The organism is Flexistipes sp., from assembly GCF_036172515.1.
GTDB lineage: Bacteria > Chrysiogenota > Deferribacteres > Deferribacterales > Flexistipitaceae > Flexistipes.
The window spans coordinates 133,430-157,886 of sequence record NZ_JAXKVW010000003.1 but is presented as its reverse complement, the minus strand read 5'-3'; the positions used below and the strand labels follow the sequence as shown (position 1 = coordinate 157,886).

The following is a 24,457-nucleotide window of genomic DNA, read 5'->3' as shown; positions in this document are numbered from 1 at the left end:
ATCGCACCCTTCACAGCAGTGATAATCATTTTATTTCAATGCCCCCAAATCTTTGCCGATCTTCCCTTTAACACTCATATTGACATCCAAATGAACGATTTTTTCCATTATATCTTTGAGTTTATGAAACACTGTATCCACTTCACCATCTTTAATTTCAAAAATCAGTTCATCGTGAACCTGAAGTATAAGTCTGCCGTTAACATTTTTATCTGCAAGATATGCAAACGTATCAAGCATTGCCTTTTTTATAATATCAGCTGCAGATCCCTGTATCGGTGCATTTATTGCAATTCTCTCCGCTCTGCTGCTCAGAGCTTTGTTTTTGCTTGAAAGTTCTTTGACAAAACGTTTTCTTCCAAAAAGTGTTTCTGTATAACCCTGCTCTTTGGCACGTTTTAAAGCATCTTTGATATATGAATCAACCTTAGGGTACAATTTAAAATATTTATCAATAAACTCTTTGGCTTCCTTTTGGCTTACCCCGGTATCTCTGGCCAGACCGTAAGGGCTCAGCCCATAAATAATACCAAAATTCACCGCCTTTGCAATCCTTCTTAAATTACTGTCAACATCCTTTTCATCGATGTTAAAAATGGAAGCGGCAGTTTTTTTGTGTATATCCGCATCCGCTTCATAAGCTTCCAATAATGTTTTATCACCTGATAGATGTGCCAGAAGCCTCAGCTCAATTTGGGAATAGTCGAAAGAGATAAGCGAATAATCCTCCTCCGGTATGAAAGCTGACCTCACCCTGGAAGCGATTTTCCCCCTTTGGGGTATATTCTGCAAATTCGGATTGGAGGATGAGAGACGCCCTGTAGCTGTACCTACCTGGTTAAAAGTTGAATGAACACGGCCGGTCTTTGAGTTTACATAGTCACCGAGTTTCCCTGTATAGGTGTTTTTTAATTTTGAATACTCTCTGTGTGTCAGTATCAACTCCAGAAGCTCTGCATATCCGGGATTCATTATAATTAGATTTTTCAGTGATTCTTCGTTGGTGGAATATCCCGTTTTTGTTTTTTTGTATGGTTTTATACCAAGCTCATCAAACAAAACTTCAGAAAGCTGTTTAGGCGAATTGAGATTGATTTCCTTATTCAATGCTGAAAATATTTTCCCCTCAATCCGACTCAATTCACTTGCAAGCTCATCATCAACTGCTTTCAACTTTTCTCTGCTGAGTTTGATACCGTCAAGCTCCATACAGGCCAAAACCTCGGCTGTAGCAACTTCTATATTTTCATACACATCTTCAAAATCATTCTTTTTAAATTCTGTATAAATACTTTCCGCCTGCTCATTCAGTCTTTTCAAAAATGCACTGACATCCTCTTCCTTCTGTTTTTTTATGCCGCCGGAATCCGGATCGTTGAGCCAGGAAATTATCTCCAGATCAAGGACACCTTTTACAGGCGATTGAAGATGTTTATATATGTTCTTGTATGAAAAAACATATTTAGCCTGTGAAGCTTTTTTGTAATCTTTTTCTACATTGTAGTTGTGTGAATCAGCCGTATAAAACGAACCTTCCACGAAAGCTGCTAAGTCAGGTTTGCCGACATCACCGTTGCCCAGATCTACATTTTCGTTTTTGCCGAAAAGCCTTTGTTTTATCTGATTCAGCTCGTATTTTTCCAGAAACTCCAAAAGACTGCTTTCATCGAATCTTTCACTTTTATCAAATTCAATTTCAGTTCTGATGGGCTCAGTCAATTCTTTGCTTAAGAAAGCGTCATCCCTGTATTTTTCCAGTTTATCCCTCACTGAGGATTTCAAATCATCAAGATGCTTATAGATATTCTCCAGACTCCCGTATTTCTTAAGTAAAGGAGCTGCAGTCTTAGGACCGATACCTTTCACACCGGGGATATTATCAGAAGAATCGCCCACAAGCGCCAGGAAGTCAGGGATCTGTTCCGGAGTAACTTCGAATTTATCAACTACTTCTTTTACACTGATTACCTTATTATTCTGATAATCGTAAATCTTAACTCTGTCATTAACAAGCTGATATATGTCCTTATCTTTGGTAACTATATAAACGTCATCCTCACAATCCTCAGACAGGGTAAAAATAATATCATCAGCCTCAACTCCCTCTTTTGCAAAAACATTCACACCCAGCAGCGGAATAACATTTTTAAGCATTTCAATCTGAGGTATGAGATCCTCGGGAGCGGGCTGTCTGTTTGCTTTATATTCCTCATCCATGCCGTGACGCTCTGTTTTGCCTTTTGAATCAAAAGTCACGATCATTTCCTCAGGATTGAGCTCTTCCTTAAGACTCAGCAGAATATTCAGAAAAGTATGAACCACTGATGTCGGTACTCCCCTAGTGTTCGTAAGCTTGGGAGTTTTATAATATACCCTGTATGCAACTGAATGACCGTCAATAATTAAACGCATAAATCAACCTTTCCAAAACGATTTTTATCTAAATTTACAACATCTCATAAGAATTTAAAAGACAATTTTTATATCGCTTCAATTCAAGTGCAGCAAAAATCTACCAATTGCAACATCCAAAATTTACACATTTATATGCACCAGTCGGAAGTATCTGAGTTAGTTAAGCCTTTTTGGGTAGTAGAGACTGTCCAGGTTCAAGGCTGATGAAAGTTTGGTTATTCCTGGTAATTTATAGTTATTAATTCAAGCAAACTTACCGCTTAACACTAATATCAAGTTTCGCACTTCTCTGTGTCATTGCGAAACCCTGTGAAAACAGGCTTGTGGCAATCTCAAAATAAGAAAAGTATGGAGATTGCTTCGTCGTTATCACTCCCTGCCCTGTTAAATGCCACAGGCAATCAGCGAAGCTGATATTTAACAGGGTGAACAAAGACTTTCAATAGGTGCAAGTGCGAAACTTGAGCTAATATTTTATTCAACTTTATCAACCCTCTCAATCACCTTGCCCCTTGTAACTCAGCCCTTTAACCCTCTCACCACTTCATTATTTGACCATCTCATTATCTCCTTATTAAATTAAGTTAGTGTAAATATTAAAAAATATGAAGTTGCCAATATCTAAAAGTATTGACATATTCATCCGCCGGGGATAAACAAAAATTACATAAAAATATGATAAGAGGGTTATATTATGTTAGAACGTTTATTCAAGTTTTCCGAACACAACACCAACGTAAAAACCGAAATTATCGCAGGTATTACTACTTTTATGACCATGGCTTATATCATTTTTGTAAACCCTGCAATACTTTCCAAAACCGGAATGGATTTTGGAGCTGTAATGCTGGCAACGGTTATTGCGGCAGGTTTCAGTACTATTTTCATGGGGCTGTTCGCCAATTATCCTTTTGCGCTGGCTCCAGGTATGGGTTTGAACGCTTATTTCGCGTTCACAGTTGTAGGTCAGATGGGTTATTCCTGGCAGACAGCTCTCGGAGCAGTTTTCATCTCAGGTGTAATATTTCTTATCCTCACCGTTGCCAGGATAAGGGAAGTCATTGTCTATTCCATCCCAGAATCCCTTAAACTGGCCACGGCAGGTGGCATAGGTCTTTTTATAGCATTGATAGGTTTGAAGGAGGTCGGCATTATTGTCAAGAACCCTGCCACTCTTGTCTCACTTGGTGATATGACAGCGGCATCCGCAATAATGACGATTATTGGAATAATTATAATCGGTGCTCTTATCGCCAGAAAACTCAAAGGTGCTATACTTATCGGCATACTGATTATATGGATCATAGGACTCTTGGCAGGGCTGTCTGAATTTAAAGGTATCATAGGAATGCCCCCGGATATATCACCGGTATTTTTCAAATTGGATATTTCCTCGGCTCTGGATATCGGCTTTTTCGGTATCGTTTTTGCATTTCTGTTTGTTGATTTGTTTGACACAACGGGAACTTTGGTTGGCGTTGCAAAACAGGGAGGATTTATCAAAAAGAACGGTGAATTTCCCCGTGTCAACAGAGCATTAACTGTAGACGCTGTAGGAACCTGTTTCGGTAGTGTTTTAGGGACATCCACCATCACAACATACATAGAAAGTGCTTCAGGGGTAGCTGAAGGCGGTAGGACAGGCTTAACATCCGTTGTAGTCGGCATCCTCTTTCTACTAAGTATGTTCCTTGCGCCCTTAGCCGAATCAATACCGGCCTATGCAACTTCGCCGGCGCTGGTCATTGTAGGAGTTTTCATGCTGAAAACAGTCACCAAAATCGATTGGGAGGATATGACGGAAGCCCTTCCTTCATTTATGGTAATAATATCTATGCCGTTTTCATACAGTATCGCAACAGGTATTGCCATGGGATTTATATTTTACCCCATAACAAAGACTTTGGCTGGAAAAGCTAACGAAGTTAAACTTACCGTATGGATTTTGGCGCTTATTTTTATAGCAAGATTCATATACCTTGGGACTGCGTAAAATATGAAAACACTTTTTGAAAACGTTTTTATCCCGGATTTTGACAAAAACGTATTTTTCAAATCAAATGTTTTGATTAACAACGGTGTTATTGCAGAAATCACCGACTCCAAACCTTATGCGGACGAATACTATAACGGTGACAGTCTGCATATAACGCCGGGTTTTATCGACTGCCACGTGCACATTGAAAGTTCTCATCTCACTCCCTCTGCTTTCGGTGATGTCGTATCGAAACACGGCACTCTTCATGTCGTTACCGACAATCACGAAATTGCAAATGTCGGGGGTATGGGCGCAGTTGAATATTTCATGGATGAAGCGAAACATTCCTTTTGTAATATCAAATTTGCCGTTCCTTCATGTGTCCCGGCAACACCTTTTACCACATCCGGTGCCCAATTGGGTATTGATGAAATATCGTCTCTGCTGGAAAAAGAAGAAACGGTAAGCTTAGGTGAGATGATGAATAACCCAGGGGTTATCCAGGGCGAAGAAAAATTTGTAGTATCAATCGCAAAAGCCAAAGCTTTAGGTAAAGTCATTAACGGCCATGCACCGGGACTTAGCGGAGAAGATTTGTTAAAATATGTTGCTGCAGGTGTGATGGATGATCATGAAAGCGAATCATACCACGATATTAAAACCAAGCTTGAAGCCGGCCTTAAGATATTCTTAAGAGAGGGTTCTGCTGAACACACCGATAATAAAGCTTACGAACTTATAAACGAGTACCCGGACGATATAATGTTCTGCACAGATGACAAATCATTAAACCACATTTTGAGAGACGGTCATATAAGTTATAATGTTAATAAAGCTTTAAAGCTCGGGATACCACCTGTTAACGTTCTGAAAGCCGCCAGCCGAAACGGATTGAAATATTATGGACTGGACAGGTATTCAGAAATCAAGCCTGGAATGTATGCAAGTTTTACCATCGCCGACATCAGCAGTAAATCTTTTGAAATAAAGGATATTTACATCGACGGTAAAAATCTCTCCCATTTTTCTCAAAAAAACAGCTTCACACCGGTCCCTGAAAAATTGCAAAACTCGATGAATATTGCCAACCAGTCCGAAATCCCCCAAATGAACAATGAACAGGCATGCATCCGAGTTAAAGACGGAAGTCTGATAACAGAACATTTGGTTGATTCATCAAAAACATATGACCTGGAAAATGACATACTGAAATTATGTGTATTCGAACGATATGGATACGGAAACCGTGCATCCTGTAAAATTAACGGTTTTAATCTGAAAAGAGGAGCATTTGCTTCTTCCATTGCCCATGACTGTCACAATATCGTGGCTGTGGGCACAAGTGATGAAAGTATCCTAAAGGTTGTAAATTCAGTTATAGACAACGGGGGAGGACTGGCAGTATCTGATGATAACAGCCTCTTCACACTCCCCCTTGAAATCGGCGGGCTCGTAACATCGAAGGCTCCGGGGGCGGTAGTGGAGAGCTTAGTGCGTATCAACGAACAAATCGCAGAAATGGGCTGCACATTGACAGATCCTTTGGGAACACTAAGCTTTATGGCGCTGGAAGTAATCCCTCATCTAAAATTAACAGATAAAGGATTGTTCGATGTGGATAATTTCCGTTATCTTTGAAAAATGCCATTATGGGGGTGGGTGAGTTCAACGTTCAACGTTATTTAGCGCTTAGCACTAACTAAATGTCATAGCTCTTAAAAAATGGGAAGTGAAAGCTTACACAAAGTACTTTTTTGTGTTTTGCAAGTGGGTAGCACCAGCCGGAGGCTGGTAAATATATTGTGTATCACAAATTTATCGGTCTTCGACCGATGCTAGTGGAATACATTACTTCAGTCCCGCAAATCTGTAAATAATGAATTACAAAAAAGGATTTGCCCGGCTAAAGCCGCGCTTCCTGACTTGTGCAAAACTCTTGAAGTCTCAAATATATATTTTTGAAAACAAAAAACCGGAGCGTGAACTCCGGTTTTTCTATATTTACTTCAGATTCTTGGGTATCAGAACCGTTCCTTTTGCTATTTCGTCATTTATACTGCATTTGCCGTCATAGCAGGCATCCTTTCCGGAAAGCACCGTCTCATCAACATCAAAATAATATTTTTTCAAATATCCGTCTACATCTTTCTCTACAACAGCCTTTGTGGACAAATAGTTATTGTGATATCTGGCGTTTACAAAAATTTCTACAGAGCCCTCAGCCGGTTTTTGGTAGGAAAAGGTCGTTTTGTTGACATTAGACTTATTCTCTTTTCTCACAAAACCATCAATCTCATAAAAATCCATTTGCGGATAACCGTTTTGTCCTGCTATATTTTCATTCCAGAATTCCGGTGCTGACTCAGGCAGTTCAATGCCAAACAAAGCCCCCATTTTGGACAAAATATTAACATCGGAAAGTGCTGAATATTTATGCTCATGCACAACATCCGTTTTTATTAATCTGCCATCAAGAGATGTGTAGCTGCTTTCACTTTCAAGAGAAGTAAGCGCCGGCATGATAATATCGGCATTGGAGTTAAATTTATTTTTATACATGTCCACAGAAACAAGCATATCAACATTGTCAATTGATTTATTTAAGGATTTATATGCCCCGTAAGTTTCAGAAGGATAAAAACCAACAGCCAAAACCGCTTTAATTTTAGAATTAACCATTTCTTTATTCAGTTTTGCAGGAGTATATCCGTTATCCAGAATACCCGAATTAACAAGAGCAGTAATATTCGCCTTGTCACTTACGAGGAAGAAGTTTTCCACTTTATCAGAGCCAACATAATCATAGAAAGCATAGATACTTTCAGGCTGCTTTTCAGAGGAGATGTATTCATTACCGACAATAAATGTCACATGTTCTGCCTGGTCTATATATTCCCTTATACTGGCAGGGATATCGTCACCGGCCGTTTTTATATCTTCAAAAATACCTGCATAATTACCGTAGTCGGCAAGGAGACTGGCATCAGTAAAATAATCGTATTCATATTTCTGTGCACCGATCGTGACCAGTTTTGCATTGTTATGAATAACAGCGTTCATAACATTCCATTTGACACCTAATGCCTCATTGGCCAAATCAGAACCTATAACAAAAATCAAATCTGAGCTTTTTATCCCTTCAAGGCTTCCGATATTTTCATAAGTATCAAACTTTTCCTTGTGCAGCTTATAAAAACTTCCGTTCTCAAATTCTATATCAGCTACAACTTTATTAATGTTCAATTCGTCCGAAAGTTTTTTGTATCCAAAAACAGCTTCATTGCTGAGTCTGCTTCCCAGAAGCAGTACTATGGATTCGTCCCCATAGCGCTCTTTAATATTGCTTAATCGGTCTTTAAACTCATCCAGGGCATCGCTCCAGCTTACTTCGGAATGCTTCCCGGAACTTTTCATCAAAGGTGTTTCAATCCTGTCCTTATGTTCCGGATGTTTAAATGCATACCTTCCCAGTGAACAGATAAAACTGTTTTCAGTGGATCTGCATCTGAATATCTCATTATCATGAATATTTACCTCAATTTCACAACCCACAGGACACATATTGCAAAATGTGTTTTTCTTATCCAAATCCCAGGATCTTACACTGTGTTTATAAGGTTTATCCAGTAAAGCACCAACAGGGCAATAATCGACACAGAGCCCGCAGAAGTCACAGTTGAGCTCTGTGCCGTCGGTTGTGTTTATTATGTTGTTAAATCCCCGCTCCTCTATCTTCAGTGCAGAACAGCCGGTTATCTCATGACAGACCTTCACACACCTTTCGCACATTACACACAAATTCGTATCATTTATTATAAAATTCCAGTCAAAAACCGGTTTGTCGGGCTTTACTGAAGGGACACTTTCTTCATTAATGCCAAACTCATATGCCATATCCTGCAGCATGCATTCCCCGGCTTTATCACAAACAGGACAGTCAAGAGGGTGCTTTATCAGAATAAAGTCCATCATCCTCTTTCTGTCTTTTATTACTTTTTCGGTATCGGTAAAAACTTTCATTCCGTCCAAAGCATAGGTTACACAGGCCGCCGCGGGCTTATCTATTCCTTCAATTTCAATCAGGCAGAACCTGCATGCACCGGTGGGAGTTATTTTCTCCAGATAACACATTACTGGAATATAAATATTATTCCTTTTGGCCACTTCAAGTACAGTATCCCCTTCGTTAAAAGGGTATTTTTTGTTGTTAATATATATTTCAGGCATAAACAAACCCCAAGCTATTTATTTTCTTCCAGCCCAACCATGGCCATTCTCATGCATCTTAAGCAACGTGTAGCTTCCATATAAGCCTGCTTTTCACTATAAGGTTTTTCTATTTCTTCAAAATGGGCAACTCTTTCTTCTGGGGATAGTTTCTCCTGGTGCACTCTTTCGATAGTAGCAGGATCGCAGAGTTTTTCATTCTTATCAAAAACTTTACTGTTATAAAGGGTCAGCTCAAGCTTTTCTTCATCGGTCAGATATACATTTCCTTCCATCATGTATCTGTCCATCATTTTTGCCGCCCATCTGCCGGCACCTATTGCTTTCACAACAGTATTAGGTCCCCATTCACAGTCACCGGCGGAAAACACACCCTCAACATCAGTAATATATAAATCATCTTTAACTTTTATCGTATCCCATTTTGTAACATCGATTCCATCTTTTTCACTTAAAAAACTCAGGTCAGGATACTGTCCGATCGCAGGGATAACAGTATCAACCTCCAGCACGAAATTTGAACCTTCAATGGGTACGGGGCGTCTTCTCCCTGAGTCATCCGGCTCTCCCAGCTTCATCTTCACACATTCCACTCCGACAACCTTTCCGTTTTCCGCCAGTATTTTAACCGGATTTGCCAGAAAATGAAAATTAACACCCTCTTCAATAGCATCCTCTATTTCATAGTCCTCAGCAGGCATCTGTTCCCTTGCTCTTCTGTATATCAGACTCACCTCTTCGGTATCCATACGAATCGCTGTTCTCACACAGTCAATAGCAGTGTTACCACCACCGACAACGAGCACTTTTTTTCCAATATTTACTTCTCTTCCGGCGGCAAAATCATTGAGGAAATAAATACCACCTGCAACTACTCCCTCATATCCTTCTTTCTCACCTTCAACGCCCATATCACGGCTTTTCCAGGCACCAATTCCAATCAAAACCGTATCATAATCCGCTTTCAAATCATCCAAAAATATATCTTCACCGAGTTTGGTATTGTATTGAATTTCCACACCGAGAGATTTTATTATATCAACTTCTCTTCTAAGCAAGTCTCTGGGCTGCCTGTAGTCAGGGATTCCCCTTGCAACCATGCCTCCGGGCTCGCTTATCATATCGTAAATTTTTACCGAATGTCCCAACTGAGCCAGATAATATGCCGCAGTCAGCCCCGCAGGACCGGCTCCCACAATGGCAACCTTTTTACCTGTAGGCTCTCTGTATACAGGGATATCGGGGTTTTTGTGGTGGTAATATTCGTAATCCCATGGAGTACGCTTCAAAACCATTATACTTACAGGGTCTTCAGTAAGCCCCCTTCTACAGTTTTCTTCGCACGGATGCGGACAAACTCTCCCGCAGACACCGGGCAAAGGCATAGTTTCTCTGATGATAGCCAGTGCTTCCAAAAACCTGAAATCCTTGATAGCCTCAATAAACTGAGGTATCTTTACATTAGCCGGACACCCGGCTGTACATGGAGCTGTTAAATGACGGACATACTTGCCGGCTTCAGCATTGGAATTATTCTCAGCCTCATCAGCAAAATTATCTATAAATCCCAGAACAGGAATCACAGAGGTTGGAGCAACGGTACACTTCGCCGAATCGTTAATGGAAACACACAAATCACGCAAAAGATTCAATTTTTCTTTGCTGAAATTTTCCCGGAGTTTAAAAAGTTCTTCTGAAACAATTTTTGTTCCCACTCTGCCGGGAAAACATCTTCCACAGCACCCATAGGTACTTATTTCGCTCATATACTCTGCCAGTGCGTTTAAAATATCGGTTTCCTCCTCAAAAACAAGAAAACCGTCCCAATCAACAAACGTCTTTAATTTTTTACCGTTGAAGTCTTCATCGATTTTCACAGGGGCATCAGTCCATTTATCTTTAGACTTCCCCCTGTTATCTATTACCTCACCTTTGAAAAAACCATACAAAACTTTAGCCATTGCCCACTCCAATATTTCATTGTGCTTTATTACACCAACGGTATACTGTATACAGTTGGCTATAACATAAAAATATAACGTTGTCTATATTTTTATTACCATAAGTACTTCATTATTAAATACCAGTCAATGCACAAAAAATGTCCTATTTAAAGAAACGAAAAGAGAAATAATGATTAGAGAGAATCTGCAAATGCAAAACTTTGATTAATTGATTCAAATAAATTATCTAAATTATCAACGTATCGGGCGGTTTTTATTTTCTACACTTGATGTACCGGACAATAGACTGCCGTGCGTCCCGCAATTCTTTCTTTTTTCAAATTATGCTTCACGTCTTTAGGGCATGTCATATCATCCATATGCGCCAAAAGCCAGTCATCCGGAAACGGATTAGCCGGTACGCCGATCTTAATTGCTTTCTCAAGTATATCACGCATCACCTTATAAATCTTTTTCCGCTCGTTGTTGCTTAAACCTTTAATCTTTCTGTGCGGATCAATATCCGCCTGAAATAACAATTCATTGGAATACTCGTTTCCCAGGCCGGCTATATTTGACTGATCCATTAAGAACGCTTTGATATTCTTCCGCTCGTGTTCTGACAAAAGTTTCAAAAATAAATTTCCGGAAAGCTCCAATGCATCCGGCCCCATTTCCTTAATCGTTGCAACTTCATCAACCTTATCCACCAGATACACGGAACCCAGCAGACGTTTATTAATCCAGAACAGACGCGATTCGTCATGAAATTCAATTGTCAATTGAGAATATTTCTTCTCATCCTCCGTCTTGGCTTCACCCTCACGATAAGAAATATTACCGGTCATTCCGAAATGTAAAATCAACATTTTCCCGGAGTTGGCGAGATTTATTATCAAAAATTTTCCACGCCTTTTTGTTGCTGCAAACTGCTCTCCTTTGAGTATGCGACTCAACCCCTGACAATTCGTATTTTTCAAGACGCGCTCATCTCCGCATTGAACAGCTGAGATTTTTTTATGGAGCGCAACTCGGTCAATATAATGCTTAAAATAGGTTACATCAGGAAGCTCAGGCATATCAGATATCCAATGATTTTCTGTGAAGTTTGAAATCTTTCCAAGGGTCTTTCTTTTGCGAAAGTCGCTTGAAAATATTTTTCATATGGTACTTCTGTGAATTCTCAATATACGGCAATTCCTCCCATTCAAGCGGCGTGGCAATCGGAGCACCTTCAACAGGACGAAGAGAATATGGAGCCACGGACGTTTGCCCGAAGGCATGACGCAGATAATCCAAAAACACGCGCCCCTGCCTTTTATCTTTTCGGGGCTCGAGCGTAAATCGATCCGGATATTTCTTTACCAACTCCCTGAGTACATCTCTAACATATTGCCGGATAATATCAAAGTCATATTCAGGTTTTATCGGAATAACGACATGCAACCCCTTTGATCCGGTCGTCATAACATAAGTCACAAAACCCATTTCCTTGAACAAGTCACGCAATTTATAAGCAGCAAACTTCACTTCGCTGAATTCACCGGATTTGGGAGGGTCGAGGTCAAAAATCAGTTTATCAGGCATTTCGATATTGTCCTTTTGCGACAGCCAAATATGAAACGTAATCGCCCCCTGCTCGGCCATATAAATAATATCGGCTTTTTCATTAACAATTGCAATATCCTGTTTTTCCCCTTTCCGTAGTGTAACCGTTTTCCTTTGCACCCATTCGGGGAAATAATCCGGTACCTGTTTGTGATAAAAACCTTCCTCGCCGATCCCTTCGGGGAACCGTTGCATTACCACAAGCCGGTTTCTGATGTGCGGGAGCATGTATTCCGCAATACGGTCGTAATAATTCAAAATTTCTCTTTTGGTAATGTTTGCATTTGGATAAAACACTTTATGCGGGTTGGAAATTTCAATCGTTCTGCCGTTTATCTTTTGTTTCATGTCTTTCGTACTTCCTTGTTTACATATTTGAATTCTTTTTTTGCTGTTTTCTTGTTTATATACCTGCTTAAATGATAACAATAATCGAAAAATCATGCAAAATACTTTTAAAGGGGATATTATTGTAATTAATACTGTATGAGCTATATGCCAGGGAAACGGTTAAATTAGCCTGTGGCTATAACCAAAAAACGATAAAATTCAAAAAGATTAGGATGGTGCCCGGGGCCGGAATCGAACCGGCACGGGAGCAGGCTCCCACAGGATTTTAAGTCCTGTGCGTCTACCAATTCCGCCACCCGGGCAAAGTGGCTAAATGCCTGAATTGTGGGGTTTTTATATGCTTGTTTACAAAAAATGTCAAGTTTAAAAACCGGTAAGGTACTTTAAAATGAAAGTCCGTATCGGCACAATTGCAGCTCCTTTTTGCAAGTCTGATTACCCTAACAAGCACACTTGCATATTTGTTTGCTATATCGTTTCTTACAGTAGAGACCTCTCCGCTTCGGTCGAGGTGACAGTTTTCTGGCTACTCGACCGGGAAAAATGTCATTCCGAGTGGAGCGAAGTGGAACCGAGGAATCTCTATCTATATATTAACGATTTCTGCGTTTCTGCTTACAATGACACATAAACCACTTTTCAAGCATCATTTATTCTTCATTAGCTCATAGATATCCATAGGTAGCTTTCCTTTTTGTTCTGAAAGCTCTTTCATCTGTGATTCAGGAGTAACGCGGAATCCCTTGCTCTTCAAAATCTTCAAAGCTTTATTTATATCAATATCATACTTTTTGCACACTTCCCCCAGAGTCATTTTCCCCAGTCCTGTGGGGACTTCTTCACTTCCTTCAATCTTGGCCGGTTTTATAATCTTGTACACTTCAGCAGGGGTCATCCCGGCTCTCTCAGATATTTTCAAAAGTGTTTCATTTTCGTCTTTAACAGCTATCCCCTTATCCTCAAGAAGTTTTATTGCCTTTTCAAAATCTAAGTTCATCTTGCTGCACAAACTTTTTAATCCTGAAAGTTCGGCATGCCCAAAAGGAGGTGTTCCGTATTCTTGTGCCCAATATTTATCCATGCTGGTGGCAATGTTTAAAAAACTCTCAAAAGGCGGAAATTTATAAAGACTCCCTGCAGTAAAAATCAAAGTTATCAGCAATGCTGCAATAAAATTTGGCGTAAACAAAACTATTCTTTTTGATTTGTTTTTAAGGTAATTCAATATCGCATTCCAATTTAAATAAATATGCAAAACGGAACTAACGAGAAATAATAAAACCCCCACGTCATGGACTTCAGCATATTGAGTTTTATTAAGTCCTAAAAGCTGCCAGTTCACCCAATAGGCAACTTTTCCCTCGGGTACAATAAAAAGAAACACACCTGAATAAACCACTACAGTAAATGACAGCAGCATTACAAGCGAAACAATTTTTCTAAAATTTAGCATTAAAACCCTCCGATATGATTTTACAGTTCAAAAAACTGCATTGATTTCCAGCATCTTTTCTTTCAATAAGGCATATTAAATTTAGATGTGAAATCCAATTTTAATAATCAATATCATTTTTTATGCCAAAAATTAACACATTATTAAGAAAAGAGAAATAAAATATCAACAAAAAAAACAGTGCAAAAATTGCACTGTTTATATGAAAATATTGCACATATTAAAATTGAAAGACAGAAAATCAGACTTATAATTAAAAACAGGGGGCTGACCCCCTGTTAAATCTTTAATAAGCTTCCGCTTCCTCATCATATATTTCTTCTTCCGTTACGGGATCACTGAAAACCTTGTATGTCCAAATCTGATAAATCAGGACAATAGGAACAAAAATAGCCACAACCACCGTCATAATTTTAAGTGTATATACACTTGAGGATGAGTTTATGGCAGTTAAGCTGTATGCTGTATCGATACTCGACGGGATAAGATTAGGAAACAGTCCGTAAATCCCCGTAAAAACCACCATAAGGATTGTAACACATGATGCATAGAATGCTTTGACATACGATGAATTCATAAACACATAACTCAAAAGCAATGCAACAACGGCAAGTACAGGTATCACAAACCCAGCAGGTGCTGCAAAAAAGTTATCATACAGGTTTGTGGCAAACCAGGTGTGAACAAGAAAAAGAACCGCTACAATCAAAAGAATTGGCCAGAGCTTTTTGGCAAGCTTCTGAGCTCTTTTTCTCAAATCACCCGTTGCCTTTATAGACAGCCACAAAGAAGCATGAACAAGAAACAGGCAGACAAAAAGTATACCGGTTAAAATGCCGTATGGATTGAGCAGCGTAAAAATATTTCCATGATAACCTGCCGCATCTATAGGCAGGCCCTGGAAAATGTTCCCGAAAGCCACGCCAAACAGCAATGCTGGAATAAAGCTGCCAATAAAGATGGCAAAGTCCCATCCTTTCTTCCAGCTTTCCGAATCTTTTTTCCCTCTGAATTCAAAAGACACACCTCTGATAATCAAAGCAAAAAGAATAATAAGCAAAGGGGTGTAAAGATAGCTGAACATATAGGCATATGTGGTCGGAAATGCTGCAAAAGTAGCACCTCCTGCGGTAATTAACCATACCTCATTTCCGTCCCACACGGGTCCCAATGTATTGATAACCATCCGTCTTTCCGTATCATTTTTTGCAATAAACGGGTGCAGTATACCTGCTCCCAGATCAAATCCGTCCAGCATAAAGTATACTGCCCACAAAAGTCCCCATAGACCAAACCATATCAATTGAAAAACATTCGCTTCCATAATAATCCTCCTTTAAAAACCTTTTACGCAGTTTTCTCGGGCTCGGGCCCTTTTCTGGAAAACTTCGCAAGAAGAGATAAATCAACAACAGCCAAAATGCCGTAAAAAATGAAAAATCCTATCAGTGACGTCCAGACCTGACCTGATGTCACACTCTTTGAAACGGCGTCTGAAGTCTTCATAACACCGTAAACAATCCATGGTTGACGGCCAATTTCAGCTACAATCCATCCAACCTGAGCTGCAATAAAGGGTAGAGGAATTGCATAAAGCATAAGCCTCAGAAACCATCGTTTATTCTCCAGAGAATCTTTCTTTGAATAAATAAAAGCCAGCAGGCTGAGAACTATAAAAATCGTTCCTAGAAAAACCATCAGCCTGAAACTAAGAAAAGTAGGCCACACAGGAGGCCTTTCATTTCTCGGGATGTCCTTCAGTCCCGTCACCTCAGCATTAAAATCACCGTGGGAAAGATAACTCAAAAGACCTGGGATGGGCAAAAATTCAAAGGCATTTTGCTCATTCTCAGCATCAGGCCATGCAAACATATATATCGGTGCATTCTCCTGAGTCTGCCACAGAGATTCCATAGCAGCCATCTTTGACGGTTGTGTTTTTGCCACTTCCTTAGCATGGAAATCGCCTATAATTGCTATCCCAAGAGACATAATCAAACCAAAAATAGCAGCTATCTTAAAAGACCTTTTGAAAAAATCCAGCTGATTCTTTTTCAAGATATGATAAGCGGCAACACCCATTACAAAAAATGCGCCTACGATATAACCGCCCATCACAGTATGAAAAAATTTCAGCCAGGCATAAGGAGAGAATATCACTTCGGCAAAATCATTTAACTCTGCTCTGTTATTCCTTAAAACATACCCTACCGGATGCTGCATCCAGGCATTTGCGATAAGAATCCATAATGCCGACATATTGGAGCCTAAGGCCACCATCCACATAGCAAAGGCATGAGCCTTTTTTGAAATCTTTTTCCACCCGAAAATCCAAACGCCAAGGAAAGTGGATTCCAGGAAAAAAGCCATAGTGGCTTCAATAGCAAGCGGAGCTCCGAAAATGTCTCCTACATATTTTGAATATTCAGCCCAGTTCATGCCAAACTGAAACTCCATTGTAATACCGGTAACAACACCAACAGCAAAGTTTATAAGAAATAATTTCCCCCAGAACTTGGTCATCCTGAGATAGGTTTCATTGCCCGTTTTCACATACATTGTTTCCATAATGGCCACCAAAACCGAAAGACCCAGTGTCAACGGAACAAAAATAAAATGGAACATTGCAGTCATGGCAAACTGCACTCTGGCAAGCATTAAAGCATCCATAACAACCTCCTTGTGTTAATTATAAAGGCTTTCAAGCTCTTTATCCTCAAAAATAAAATCTTTAACCTTTGCCTTTTTCAGCTGATCAATTATTTGATTTTGAATATTTGAAAAAAAGTAAGTAATGTTACAAATAGGGTTAAGCTCACACTCTTCAGGCTTATCAACACAGATATTTATACTGCTGTTAAACCCCATGCAAACAAGCACATCATAAAGCGTCAAATCAACAATTCTGGGGCTCACTTTAATACCGCCGTTTTTACCGGTTTCAGTAATAATTATACCACATTTTCTTAACTTATGCACAATTTTAATAACTATAGGTTTGCTCAGGTATAGTCTTTCACATATTTCTTTGATCTTAATTTTCTCGTTTTTGCCGGCTAAATATGCAACAATCCTTATTGCGTAATCAGCTTCCCTGTGAATAAAATGTGTCATTGTTTACCTCTTAAGTAAACAAATAAAATATCGGATAAAATTTGTCAATATTTTTTTGCAAAAGTTTTGACAGGTTCTCTGCATTTCTGTAATCTTTTTATAAATTGAGAACTTTGAAAAATTTAAACGTTATAAATTTTACCACCCCCAATTTCTCATAAATCTTTGGCAGGTGGAAAGACGGGGTACTTGTTCAAAGCTCTCTAATCTACACCCGGTCGGCAACGCTCCGGAATTTATCAGAGGTGCTAATGAAAACAGTTTTCTGGTTCAGAAGAGACCTTAGAATAAAAGACAACCCCATTTTGGCAGCACCCAGTGAAATCTGCCTCCCCATTTTCATATTTGACAAAGATATCCTCGGAGATTTCAAAGCAAGCGATCCACGCATCACTTTTATTTTCAATCAAGTAAAGAAGCTGAAAAATGATTTAATAAAAAATGGAATGAATTTGGCAATATTTTACGGCTGTGCTGACGAAATTTTCAGATATCTGAAAAAGGAAGGCTACAACAAGGTCATTTTTTCCCAGGATTATACCAAAAGATCCATTGAAAGGGACAGGCAGATTTCTGAAATCATCGATACTACAGTAGTCCGGGACAATTTCCTTTTTCATCCTTCAGAAGTCAGGAAAAACGACGGAACTCCCTATAAAGTGTTCACACCTTTTTACAGGACCGCGAAAAATCAACTGGATGAGAGCACTCTTATTGAATTCCCATTTAATTATTCGAAAATTGCAGGCTTTAACTACGATAACATTTATATCATTGAAAACAGTGAAATAGTTAAGAAGCCGATAAGCATTGAAAGCATAGGCTTTGTGGAAAATTATGTTGATAATTTTGCTGCGGATAAAAGTCCCGAATATTTATGTGAAAGATTGAAAAACCTGATAAACAATTACGAGTCAAACAGGGAATACCCTGCTCTGGATGAAACTTCTCACATGGGAGTTCATTTGAGATTCGGTACAATTTCCATCAGAGAGCTGGTAAGATTTGTTAAAGCGCTTAAAGAGGATGGTTTTCAAACAGAAACATTTATGAAACAACTTTTGTGGAGAGAGTTCTTCAATTCCGTATTATACAATTTCCCCCACAGCGAGTTTAATAATTTCAAAGATGTCAATATTCCCTGGGAAAATGATTTAAAACTTTTTGAACACTGGAAAAGCGGGACAACCGGTGTGCCGATAGTGGACGCAGCAATGAGACAGCTGAATAAGACTGGATATATGCATAACAGATTGAGAATGGTTGTTGCATCATTCCTCACAAAGGATCTTCATACAGACTGGCGGTGGGGGGAAGAATATTTTAAACAAAAGCTATTCGATTACGAGGCCTCCTCCAATATAGGATCATGGCAGTGGGCAGCAGGCACAGGCTGTGATGCACAACCCTATTTCAGAGTGTTTAATCCTTACAGGCAGGCAGAAAAGTTTGACAAAGACGCTGAATTTATAAAAATGTGGGTTCCGGAATTACAAAGTATTAAAGCCGGCGGGATACACAGAGAAGACTATCTTTTCAAAACTCATGTTAAAAATTATCCGCGTCCTGTGTGCAAGCATAAACACGAAACAAGCAAAAGTATAGAGCTTTTTAGAAAACACTTTAAAAATTGACAAAAAGGCATAATTGATGAAATTTTAATCACTCATCTCTTAAAGCAAGTGATACTGAAAAAAAGCATGTGGAATTTATGTAAAAAATATGTAAAACCTTTTATAAACAAAGGTTTGAAACAACAAAGTATTTATCATATGAGGTAACTTACTATGAAAAAAGAACTATTAAAAATCGAAAAAAATGTTGAAAACCCGGATACCCATCTAAAACACGACGGAGATATTCAAATTGACGCCGATGTTCTAAAAGGAGCTACAGTGGAAGCTGCGGGCAGTATAACGGCTGATAATGCATTCGGCGTGCAGCTGATAGCCGGCGGTGATATCAAAATACGAAACGAAGTGGCTTCTTACAAAAACAATGAATCCGTTATATATTCAAACGGCAGGTTTTCTGCAGAGAAAGTTTCAGGATCCACCGTAGTTGCAGAAAAAGGCGCAGTAATCAACATTGTTGAAAACTCAAGGGTCATCTCCAATGATGATATATTTGTAAACTCATGTATAACTTCCTCAGAAATATCTTCCTTAAAATCCATATGTGCAAGGAAAACCGTAAGCAAAAACAAGCCCACGGTTCTTGAATCCGGACGATCAGTTATTATCGACGAAAAAGTTGCCTCTTTATTCAAAGAAAAGAAAACGCTGCTTTCGAGACTGGATAACATCAAAAGATATCTTGTTAAAATCGATAATGCCGAAAAGAAAGAACAGCTGCAGCGAAAATATGATTCAATAAATGATATGATAACAAAAATCAGCGTTAACATTTCAGAAAACGCAGAATTAGCCAGGGAAAAGGCCGTTTTCGGGATAACTATAAAAGAATCGGCAGAAGCTGGAACAAAATTAATTATGAAAGCCTCAAAACTTGACCTTGAAAATGACGTCACATCTTCTCACTTTACGTTAAAAGATGAAGAAATCATTAGGAAAAACTTAGAAGGAGGCAGCTGATGAAAATAGGTTTAATAGGATTGGGAAAACTCGGCAGTGCAATGGCGAAGAGGCTGGATGAGCAGGGGCATGAATTAATCGTTTATAACAGAACATTAGAAAAAGCTGAAAAATCAGGTTTCAAATATGTTAACTCACCTGCAGAACTTGCTGAAAAAGATGTAAAACAAATAATCATAAATGTATATGACAGTAAGGCTGTTAACGATATTATTGGTGCAAATAACGGACTTCTGGAAGGTAATCTTAAGAATAAAATAATTATCGATACAACAACAAACCACTTTGACAGCGTACCAAATTTTCACAGGCTGGTAAAAAACGCCGGCGGTAATTACCTTGAAGCACCTGTTATAGGCAGTGTTATCCCTGCAGAGAAGGGCATGCTGATGATTGTGGTGAGCGGCGACATTAAAGCTTACGAACAGGCGCGTGTGGTTTTCGATTCCCTGGGAGGCAAAATTTTTCACTTTCCCGAAACTGGAAAGGCAACAAAGATAAAACTGATAAATAACATGGTGCTGGCATCGTTTATGGCGACCCTGTCGGAAGCGGTCTCCATGGCAGAAAAAGCGGGTTTCAGCAAAGATGAGGCTTTAGATCTGCTGGCTGCAGGCGCAGGTGAATCAAAGATTCTTAATGCAAAAAAGGCGAAGCTGCTAAGCGGGGATTTCAGTCCGCACTTTTCAACAAGGGCTCTTGTGAAAGATCTCGAATACATGGAAGAATTGGCCTATAGCTTTCAGCAGCCAGCACTTATAGGCGGACTATTAAAACAGATGTATACAATGACCGGAGCTAAAGGTAATTTTAATGACGATTTTGCAGCAATTTACGATTTAATAAACAACAAGTAAAAGCCGTGATGGGCGAGTTCAACGTTCAAGGTTCAATGTTGAGACAAAGATTACTACTTCACGTAATTGTCGGCATAAAATCGTAGATCCTTCGACTCCGCTCAGGAGGACACAATATACTGTCACCTCGAGCGAATCCGCCTCTGTCCAACAAATACCAGGCGGAGGAGTCGAGAGGTCTCTTTTTTTTAATATAATATAATAAGCATATATGCAATTATGCTTATTATTTAGAACTTATTTTCTCAGCCAGTGCCGGGGCAAACTGGTTGACATCAGCAACAACAAGCACATCGGCAACTTCCGCAATAGGGGCGTCTTTGTCCGTATTTACAGCCAGAATAAAGTCTGATTTTTTCATTCCTGCCAGATGCTGTATTGCTCCGGATATACCACAGGCCACATAAAGTTTCGGCGCAACTGTCTGACCAGTTGTCCCCACCTGATGGCTGTGCTCAACCCATTCAGAATCCACAACCGGTCTGCTTGCCCCAAGCTCACCACCAAGGGCTTCAGCAAGTTTTCTGACATTTTCAACATTTTCTTTTTTGCCCACACCACGGCCTGCACTCACGATTATTTCCGCCTTCGTCAGATCTACACCAACGGCTTCTGCCTTTTCATAGCCTTCAAATTGAATTTTCGACTCTACAGAAGGCACTTCAAGATTTATAACTTCCGGAGTTCCTTCGTAATCATTCTCAGGATTAAAAGCTCCACCCTGTATTGTAATAATACCTTTTCCGCCTGTGGAAACCTTTCTCCAGAGCTTACCATTACAGGCGGGCAGTATAAAATTATCGTCATCTACATCCACAACTTCAGTAACCTGTGGAAAAGCCAGTTCAGCAGACAAACGCGGAGCAAGATCCCAGCCGTATGAAGTGTGTGGCAGAACGATAAAATCTGCCTTCTCTTTTTCCATAACTTCTGCAATCAGTTTTTTATGCAGAGAAGGATTGTATTCACCTGCCTTTTCACTATCGGCCAGATAAATCTTTCCTTCACATTTCGGCAAATCCGTCTCATCCCCCACACCAAACATAACATAATCCGCTTTTAATTTATCAGCAAAAGCAATTAGCTCATAATTTGATTCCAGAAATTTTTTGCTTTTATATTCTGCTACCAAAAGTAATTTCATTTTTTCCTCCTATTTCAAAACAGATGTTTTTTGTTTTAGGATATCCAGGGTTTTTTCCACAAGTTCATTCACATCACCCTCAAGAATTTCTGCGGCACCTTTCTTTTCAGGATAATCTATATCAGTAAATGTAAGCAGATTTTCAGTATCAAGCGGCTCAACCGCTTTTATCTCTTTTTTCTTCGCCTTCATAATATTGGGCAGAGTGGGATACCTGGGGGTATTAAGTCCCAGCTGGCATGTCAGAACAACAGGGGGCTTCACTTTGACTACCGCCTTTTCACCGCCTTCAAGCTCCCTTTTTACCTGAATCTCACTGTCTTTATACTCAAATTCTATAATGGTTGTAATACACGGATAGTCCAGAAACTCGGCCAGAAGAACTCCAACCTGCGCAGAACCCCTGTCCTGAGACTGCAGACCTGTAAAAGCAATGTCAAAATTTTCATCCTTCACATATTCATAAATATTTTTTGCCACCGAATAAGAATCTTTTTTATAATAATCGCCATCCTTAATGTGTACGGCCCTGTCACAACCCATGGCCAATGCCTTTTTAACAGCCTCTTTGGCTCTCTCAGGACCGAGAGATACGACAACCACTTCAGCATCACCGGTTTGCTCTTTCAGCTGCACAGCCTGCTCTACGGCATATTCATCGTATTCATTCATTCTGAAAGCAAGGTCTTCCTCCGAAAACCATTTATTGTTCTTATCAAGCTTGAATTTTGATTCCATATCCGGAACCTGCTTCACACAAACAAGAATTTTCATCAGCTCCTCCTTTTTATCCTGTCAACTAATATTTCAGATATATCTCTGACTTTTATCTTATCCTCCACTTCCGCGGTTTTAATACCGTCCTCAAACATACTGAGACAGAAGGGACAGTTCGAAATCAGCATTCCGCTACCTGTATCAGCAGCCATTTTTGCCCTGGCGGCATTCACTTTTGTACCGATTTTTTCATCAACCAGTATCCTACCGCCGCCACCACCGCAGCAAAAACTCTCATAGCGGTTTTTATCCATCTCATTAATCCTGCCGCCCGCTGATGTTATTAAAAATCTGGGCTCATCCAGAATGTCGTTATAGCGTGCCATATAGCATGAATCATGATAAGTGCACTCAAAGTCTTCAGATTCTAAATTGAAACCTTTTTCTTCAAACATTTTATGTAAGAATGTCGTATAATGCTCCACCTGAATTGAGCCATCCAGCCCCAATTGCCTGTAATCTTTGGAAAGAGTGTTGAAGCAGTGAGGGCAGGTTGTAACAATCCTTTTAACATTATACTCTGAAAATTTTTCTATATTTTCCATCGCCATCATCTGATAAAGATATTCATTACCCAGTTTTCTTGCAGGCTCTCCGCAGCATTTTTCTTCTTTGCCCAGAATACCCACTCTCACGCCCAGCTCATTGCAAATACTGACGAAATTCTTTGCAACATTGATATTTCTTTTATCGAAAGAGGCAAAGCAGCCCGGAAAATACAAAATATCCACATCTGCCTGCTTACTCACCAGGCTTACATCAAGGCCGTCTGCCCAATCCCCCCGTTTGGCAAATCCAAAACCGAGCGGGTTTCCGTTCACTTCCAGACTGTCTGTTGCCGTAATAACTTCGTCACCGGGAAATTCACCTTTCATAAGAACCATATTTCTTCGCATTTCAAGTATTTTGTTTACATGCTCAATATCCGCCGGACACGTTTCCTGACAGGCTCTGCAGGTGGTACACGACCACAAAACATCAGGCGTTACAAAGTCCACCATATTTTCAGTGTTTTCGTAAAATGCAGCCTCCTGAAACTGCTGAATAACTTTCATAGGTGATAAAGGTTTGTCTGTAGCATAAGCCGGGCACCTATCCTGACATCTCTTGCACTTGGTACAGGCATCTCCGTCAAAAATGTCCTTCCATGTAAAATCGTTCAGTTTTTCACACCCGAACTGCTCGGCTTGCTCGTCTTCAAGGTCAGGTGTGTTGATAAATCCTTTTACTCTGTTGTCTTTGAACAACAGATTGGCTGACGTAGTGAAAATATGTCTGAGCTTGGTAAACGGAATCATACCTATAAAAGTCATTGCAAGCAGAAAATGAAACCACCAGATAAACTTGTGAGCACCCTGCAGGCTTCCGGCATCGAAACCTGCAAAAATATTGGCAACAAACAAACCCACCGGAGAAAAATAAGGCAGGATACTGCCGCTTCCCAGCTCGGTAACAGACATTCGCAGCCCTTCAATAACATAACCCGTAATTAATATAACAAGCAGAATCCCGTGAATAATATAATCGTCTCTGATAGTTTCCAGCCCTTTCGGTTTTATGAAAAACCGTCTTATCAAAAGAGCCGACAACATTACAATTGCAGCCAACCCTGCTAGATCAAGCACAAGGGAGAAAACGAGATAAAAAATACCCGTTAAAAATTTAATGCCGAACAGCGGATTGGTAAAATCAGCCTGAATCAAAACCAAAAGGGTACCGATAAAAAGTAACAAAAAACCCCAGAAAAAGATACCGTGAAAGATACCCGGAATTTTCTCTCTTATGACCTTCTGTTGGCTGAAAACATTTCTGAGCATATAAAAAATTCTATCAAAAAGTAAATCCAGACGATTTTCAGAACCGCCCATCTTGTAAACAAGATATCTTTTATAAAAACCGAAGACCATTATGCCTAAAGCAATAAATGCAAGCAAATACATCGGAATAAGAACACCGTGCCCGACATTCCAGTATATCTCTCTTGTAAATTCCATTA

17 protein-coding genes and 1 tRNA gene are annotated in these 24,457 nt (G+C 39.6%); 5 read left to right on the top strand and 13 right to left on the bottom strand.

The genetic code is table 11. The annotated features are described in order from the left end of the window. Window positions 1–30: 30 nt before the first annotated feature. Window positions 31–2,412, bottom strand: a complete 2,382-nt coding sequence (locus tag UMU13_RS03730; RefSeq protein ID WP_328217235.1) for a DNA polymerase I — start codon at window positions 2,410–2,412, stop codon at window positions 31–33. Between the two features lie 697 nt (window positions 2,413–3,109). Here UMU13_RS03730 and UMU13_RS03725 point away from each other — a divergent pair. Together UMU13_RS03725 and ade are read left to right on the top strand one after the other, a co-directional pair. Continuing rightward, window positions 3,110–4,408 carry an NCS2 family permease gene (locus UMU13_RS03725; protein WP_328217234.1) on the top strand — a complete coding sequence of 433 codons (1,299 nt, stop codon included), beginning with the start codon at window positions 3,110–3,112 and terminating at the stop codon, window positions 4,406–4,408. Between the two features lie 3 nt (window positions 4,409–4,411). Then, complete coding sequence (gene ade, locus UMU13_RS03720) at window positions 4,412–6,031, top strand: adenine deaminase (RefSeq protein WP_328217233.1); 1,620 nt, start codon at window positions 4,412–4,414, stop codon at window positions 6,029–6,031. A gap of 363 nt (window positions 6,032–6,394) precedes the next feature. Here the strand turns inward: ade and UMU13_RS03715 are convergent, their stop codons facing one another. The 9 genes from UMU13_RS03715 to UMU13_RS03675 all read right to left on the bottom strand — a co-directional run bounded on the left by UMU13_RS03715 (window position 6,395) and on the right by UMU13_RS03675 (window position 17,089). Continuing rightward, entirely contained in the window at window positions 6,395–8,620 is a 2,226-nt protein-coding gene (locus UMU13_RS03715; protein WP_328217232.1) for a molybdopterin-dependent oxidoreductase, read from the bottom strand. 14 nt (window positions 8,621–8,634) lie between these two features. Beyond that, complete coding sequence (locus UMU13_RS03710) at window positions 8,635–10,581, bottom strand: FAD-dependent oxidoreductase (protein WP_328217231.1); 1,947 nt, start codon at window positions 10,579–10,581, stop codon at window positions 8,635–8,637. A gap of 263 nt (window positions 10,582–10,844) precedes the next feature. Then, on the bottom strand, window positions 10,845–11,642 hold the full coding sequence (locus tag UMU13_RS03705; RefSeq protein ID WP_328217230.1) for a DNA-formamidopyrimidine glycosylase family protein: 798 nt from the start codon (window positions 11,640–11,642) through the stop codon (window positions 10,845–10,847). A gap of 1 nt (window position 11,643) precedes the next feature. Continuing rightward, window positions 11,644–12,519, bottom strand: coding sequence for a non-homologous end-joining DNA ligase (gene ligD / locus UMU13_RS03700; RefSeq protein ID WP_328217229.1), 876 nt, complete (start codon window positions 12,517–12,519; stop codon window positions 11,644–11,646). Between the two features lie 216 nt (window positions 12,520–12,735). Next, a tRNA-Leu gene (locus UMU13_RS03695) sits at window positions 12,736–12,824 on the bottom strand. A gap of 344 nt (window positions 12,825–13,168) precedes the next feature. After that, window positions 13,169–13,975 carry a DUF4405 domain-containing protein gene (locus tag UMU13_RS03690; protein ID WP_328217228.1) on the bottom strand — a complete coding sequence of 269 codons (807 nt, stop codon included), beginning with the start codon at window positions 13,973–13,975 and terminating at the stop codon, window positions 13,169–13,171. Window positions 13,976–14,261: 286 nt separating this feature from the next. Beyond that, entirely contained in the window at window positions 14,262–15,299 is a 1,038-nt protein-coding gene (gene cydB, locus UMU13_RS03685) for a cytochrome d ubiquinol oxidase subunit II (protein WP_328217227.1), read from the bottom strand. Between the two features lie 23 nt (window positions 15,300–15,322). Further along, the gene (locus tag UMU13_RS03680) at window positions 15,323–16,645 is read right to left on the bottom strand and encodes a cytochrome ubiquinol oxidase subunit I (protein ID WP_328217226.1); all 1,323 of its coding nucleotides are present in this window, start codon (window positions 16,643–16,645) and stop codon (window positions 15,323–15,325) included. Between the two features lie 15 nt (window positions 16,646–16,660). After that, the gene (locus UMU13_RS03675) at window positions 16,661–17,089 is read right to left on the bottom strand and encodes an RrF2 family transcriptional regulator (protein WP_328217225.1); all 429 of its coding nucleotides are present in this window, start codon (window positions 17,087–17,089) and stop codon (window positions 16,661–16,663) included. Between the two features lie 251 nt (window positions 17,090–17,340). Here UMU13_RS03675 and UMU13_RS03670 point away from each other — a divergent pair, with 251 nt between their 5' ends. The 3 genes from UMU13_RS03670 to UMU13_RS03660 all read left to right on the top strand — a co-directional run bounded on the left by UMU13_RS03670 (window position 17,341) and on the right by UMU13_RS03660 (window position 20,540). Next, window positions 17,341–18,723 carry a cryptochrome/photolyase family protein gene (locus tag UMU13_RS03670; RefSeq protein ID WP_328217224.1) on the top strand — a complete coding sequence of 461 codons (1,383 nt, stop codon included), beginning with the start codon at window positions 17,341–17,343 and terminating at the stop codon, window positions 18,721–18,723. A 153-nt stretch (window positions 18,724–18,876) separates the two neighbouring features. Further along, window positions 18,877–19,683, top strand: a complete 807-nt coding sequence (locus UMU13_RS03665; RefSeq protein ID WP_328217223.1) for a FapA family protein — start codon at window positions 18,877–18,879, stop codon at window positions 19,681–19,683. Next, window positions 19,683–20,540: an NAD(P)-dependent oxidoreductase gene (locus UMU13_RS03660; RefSeq protein WP_328217222.1), complete on the top strand. Its 858-nt coding sequence runs from the start codon at window positions 19,683–19,685 to the stop codon at window positions 20,538–20,540. The genes UMU13_RS03665 and UMU13_RS03660 overlap by 1 nt, the downstream gene beginning before the upstream one ends. 226 nt (window positions 20,541–20,766) lie before the next feature. On the opposite strand, the gene UMU13_RS03655 is transcribed toward UMU13_RS03660, so the two are convergent. From UMU13_RS03655 to UMU13_RS03645, 3 genes are read right to left on the bottom strand one after another with little or no spacing between them, the layout of a single operon-like run. Beyond that, the gene (locus UMU13_RS03655; protein ID WP_328217221.1) at window positions 20,767–21,684 is read right to left on the bottom strand and encodes an electron transfer flavoprotein subunit alpha/FixB family protein; all 918 of its coding nucleotides are present in this window, start codon (window positions 21,682–21,684) and stop codon (window positions 20,767–20,769) included. Window positions 21,685–21,693: 9 nt separating this feature from the next. Then, window positions 21,694–22,458: an electron transfer flavoprotein subunit beta/FixA family protein gene (locus tag UMU13_RS03650; RefSeq protein ID WP_328217220.1), complete on the bottom strand. Its 765-nt coding sequence runs from the start codon at window positions 22,456–22,458 to the stop codon at window positions 21,694–21,696. Continuing rightward, window positions 22,458–24,455, bottom strand: a complete 1,998-nt coding sequence (locus UMU13_RS03645) for a heterodisulfide reductase-related iron-sulfur binding cluster (protein WP_328217218.1) — start codon at window positions 24,453–24,455, stop codon at window positions 22,458–22,460. Before UMU13_RS03645 ends, UMU13_RS03650 begins: the two co-directional genes overlap by 1 nt. Between the last annotated feature and the right edge of the window lie 2 nt (window positions 24,456–24,457).

What these genes read in the sequence shown, in the direction of transcription:
- UMU13_RS03665 (WP_328217223.1), top strand. Translation starts at nt 18,877, where the DNA reads ATGAAAAAAGAACTATTAAAAATCGAAAAAAATGTTGAAAACCCGGAT.
- UMU13_RS03725 (WP_328217234.1), top strand. Translation starts at nt 3,110, where the DNA reads ATGTTAGAACGTTTATTCAAGTTTTCCGAACACAACACCAACGTAAAA.
- UMU13_RS03715 (WP_328217232.1), bottom strand. Translation starts at nt 8,620, where the DNA reads ATGCCTGAAATATATATTAACAACAAAAAATACCCTTTTAACGAAGGG.
- UMU13_RS03730 (WP_328217235.1), bottom strand. Translation starts at nt 2,412, where the DNA reads ATGCGTTTAATTATTGACGGTCATTCAGTTGCATACAGGGTATATTAT.
- UMU13_RS03680 (WP_328217226.1), bottom strand. Translation starts at nt 16,645, where the DNA reads ATGGATGCTTTAATGCTTGCCAGAGTGCAGTTTGCCATGACTGCAATG.
- ligD (WP_328217229.1), bottom strand. Translation starts at nt 12,519, where the DNA reads ATGAAACAAAAGATAAACGGCAGAACGATTGAAATTTCCAACCCGCAT.
- UMU13_RS03660 (WP_328217222.1), top strand. Translation starts at nt 19,683, where the DNA reads ATGAAAATAGGTTTAATAGGATTGGGAAAACTCGGCAGTGCAATGGCG.
- UMU13_RS03705 (WP_328217230.1), bottom strand. Translation starts at nt 11,642, where the DNA reads ATGCCTGAGCTTCCTGATGTAACCTATTTTAAGCATTATATTGACCGA.
- UMU13_RS03650 (WP_328217220.1), bottom strand. Translation starts at nt 22,458, where the DNA reads ATGAAAATTCTTGTTTGTGTGAAGCAGGTTCCGGATATGGAATCAAAA.
- UMU13_RS03645 (WP_328217218.1), bottom strand. Translation starts at nt 24,455, where the DNA reads ATGGAATTTACAAGAGAGATATACTGGAATGTCGGGCACGGTGTTCTT.
- UMU13_RS03710 (WP_328217231.1), bottom strand. Translation starts at nt 10,581, where the DNA reads ATGGCTAAAGTTTTGTATGGTTTTTTCAAAGGTGAGGTAATAGATAAC.
- UMU13_RS03675 (WP_328217225.1), bottom strand. Translation starts at nt 17,089, where the DNA reads ATGACACATTTTATTCACAGGGAAGCTGATTACGCAATAAGGATTGTT.
- UMU13_RS03670 (WP_328217224.1), top strand. Translation starts at nt 17,341, where the DNA reads ATGAAAACAGTTTTCTGGTTCAGAAGAGACCTTAGAATAAAAGACAAC.
- UMU13_RS03655 (WP_328217221.1), bottom strand. Translation starts at nt 21,684, where the DNA reads ATGAAATTACTTTTGGTAGCAGAATATAAAAGCAAAAAATTTCTGGAA.
- cydB (WP_328217227.1), bottom strand. Translation starts at nt 15,299, where the DNA reads ATGGAAGCGAATGTTTTTCAATTGATATGGTTTGGTCTATGGGGACTT.
- ade (WP_328217233.1), top strand. Translation starts at nt 4,412, where the DNA reads ATGAAAACACTTTTTGAAAACGTTTTTATCCCGGATTTTGACAAAAAC.
- UMU13_RS03690 (WP_328217228.1), bottom strand. Translation starts at nt 13,975, where the DNA reads ATGCTAAATTTTAGAAAAATTGTTTCGCTTGTAATGCTGCTGTCATTT.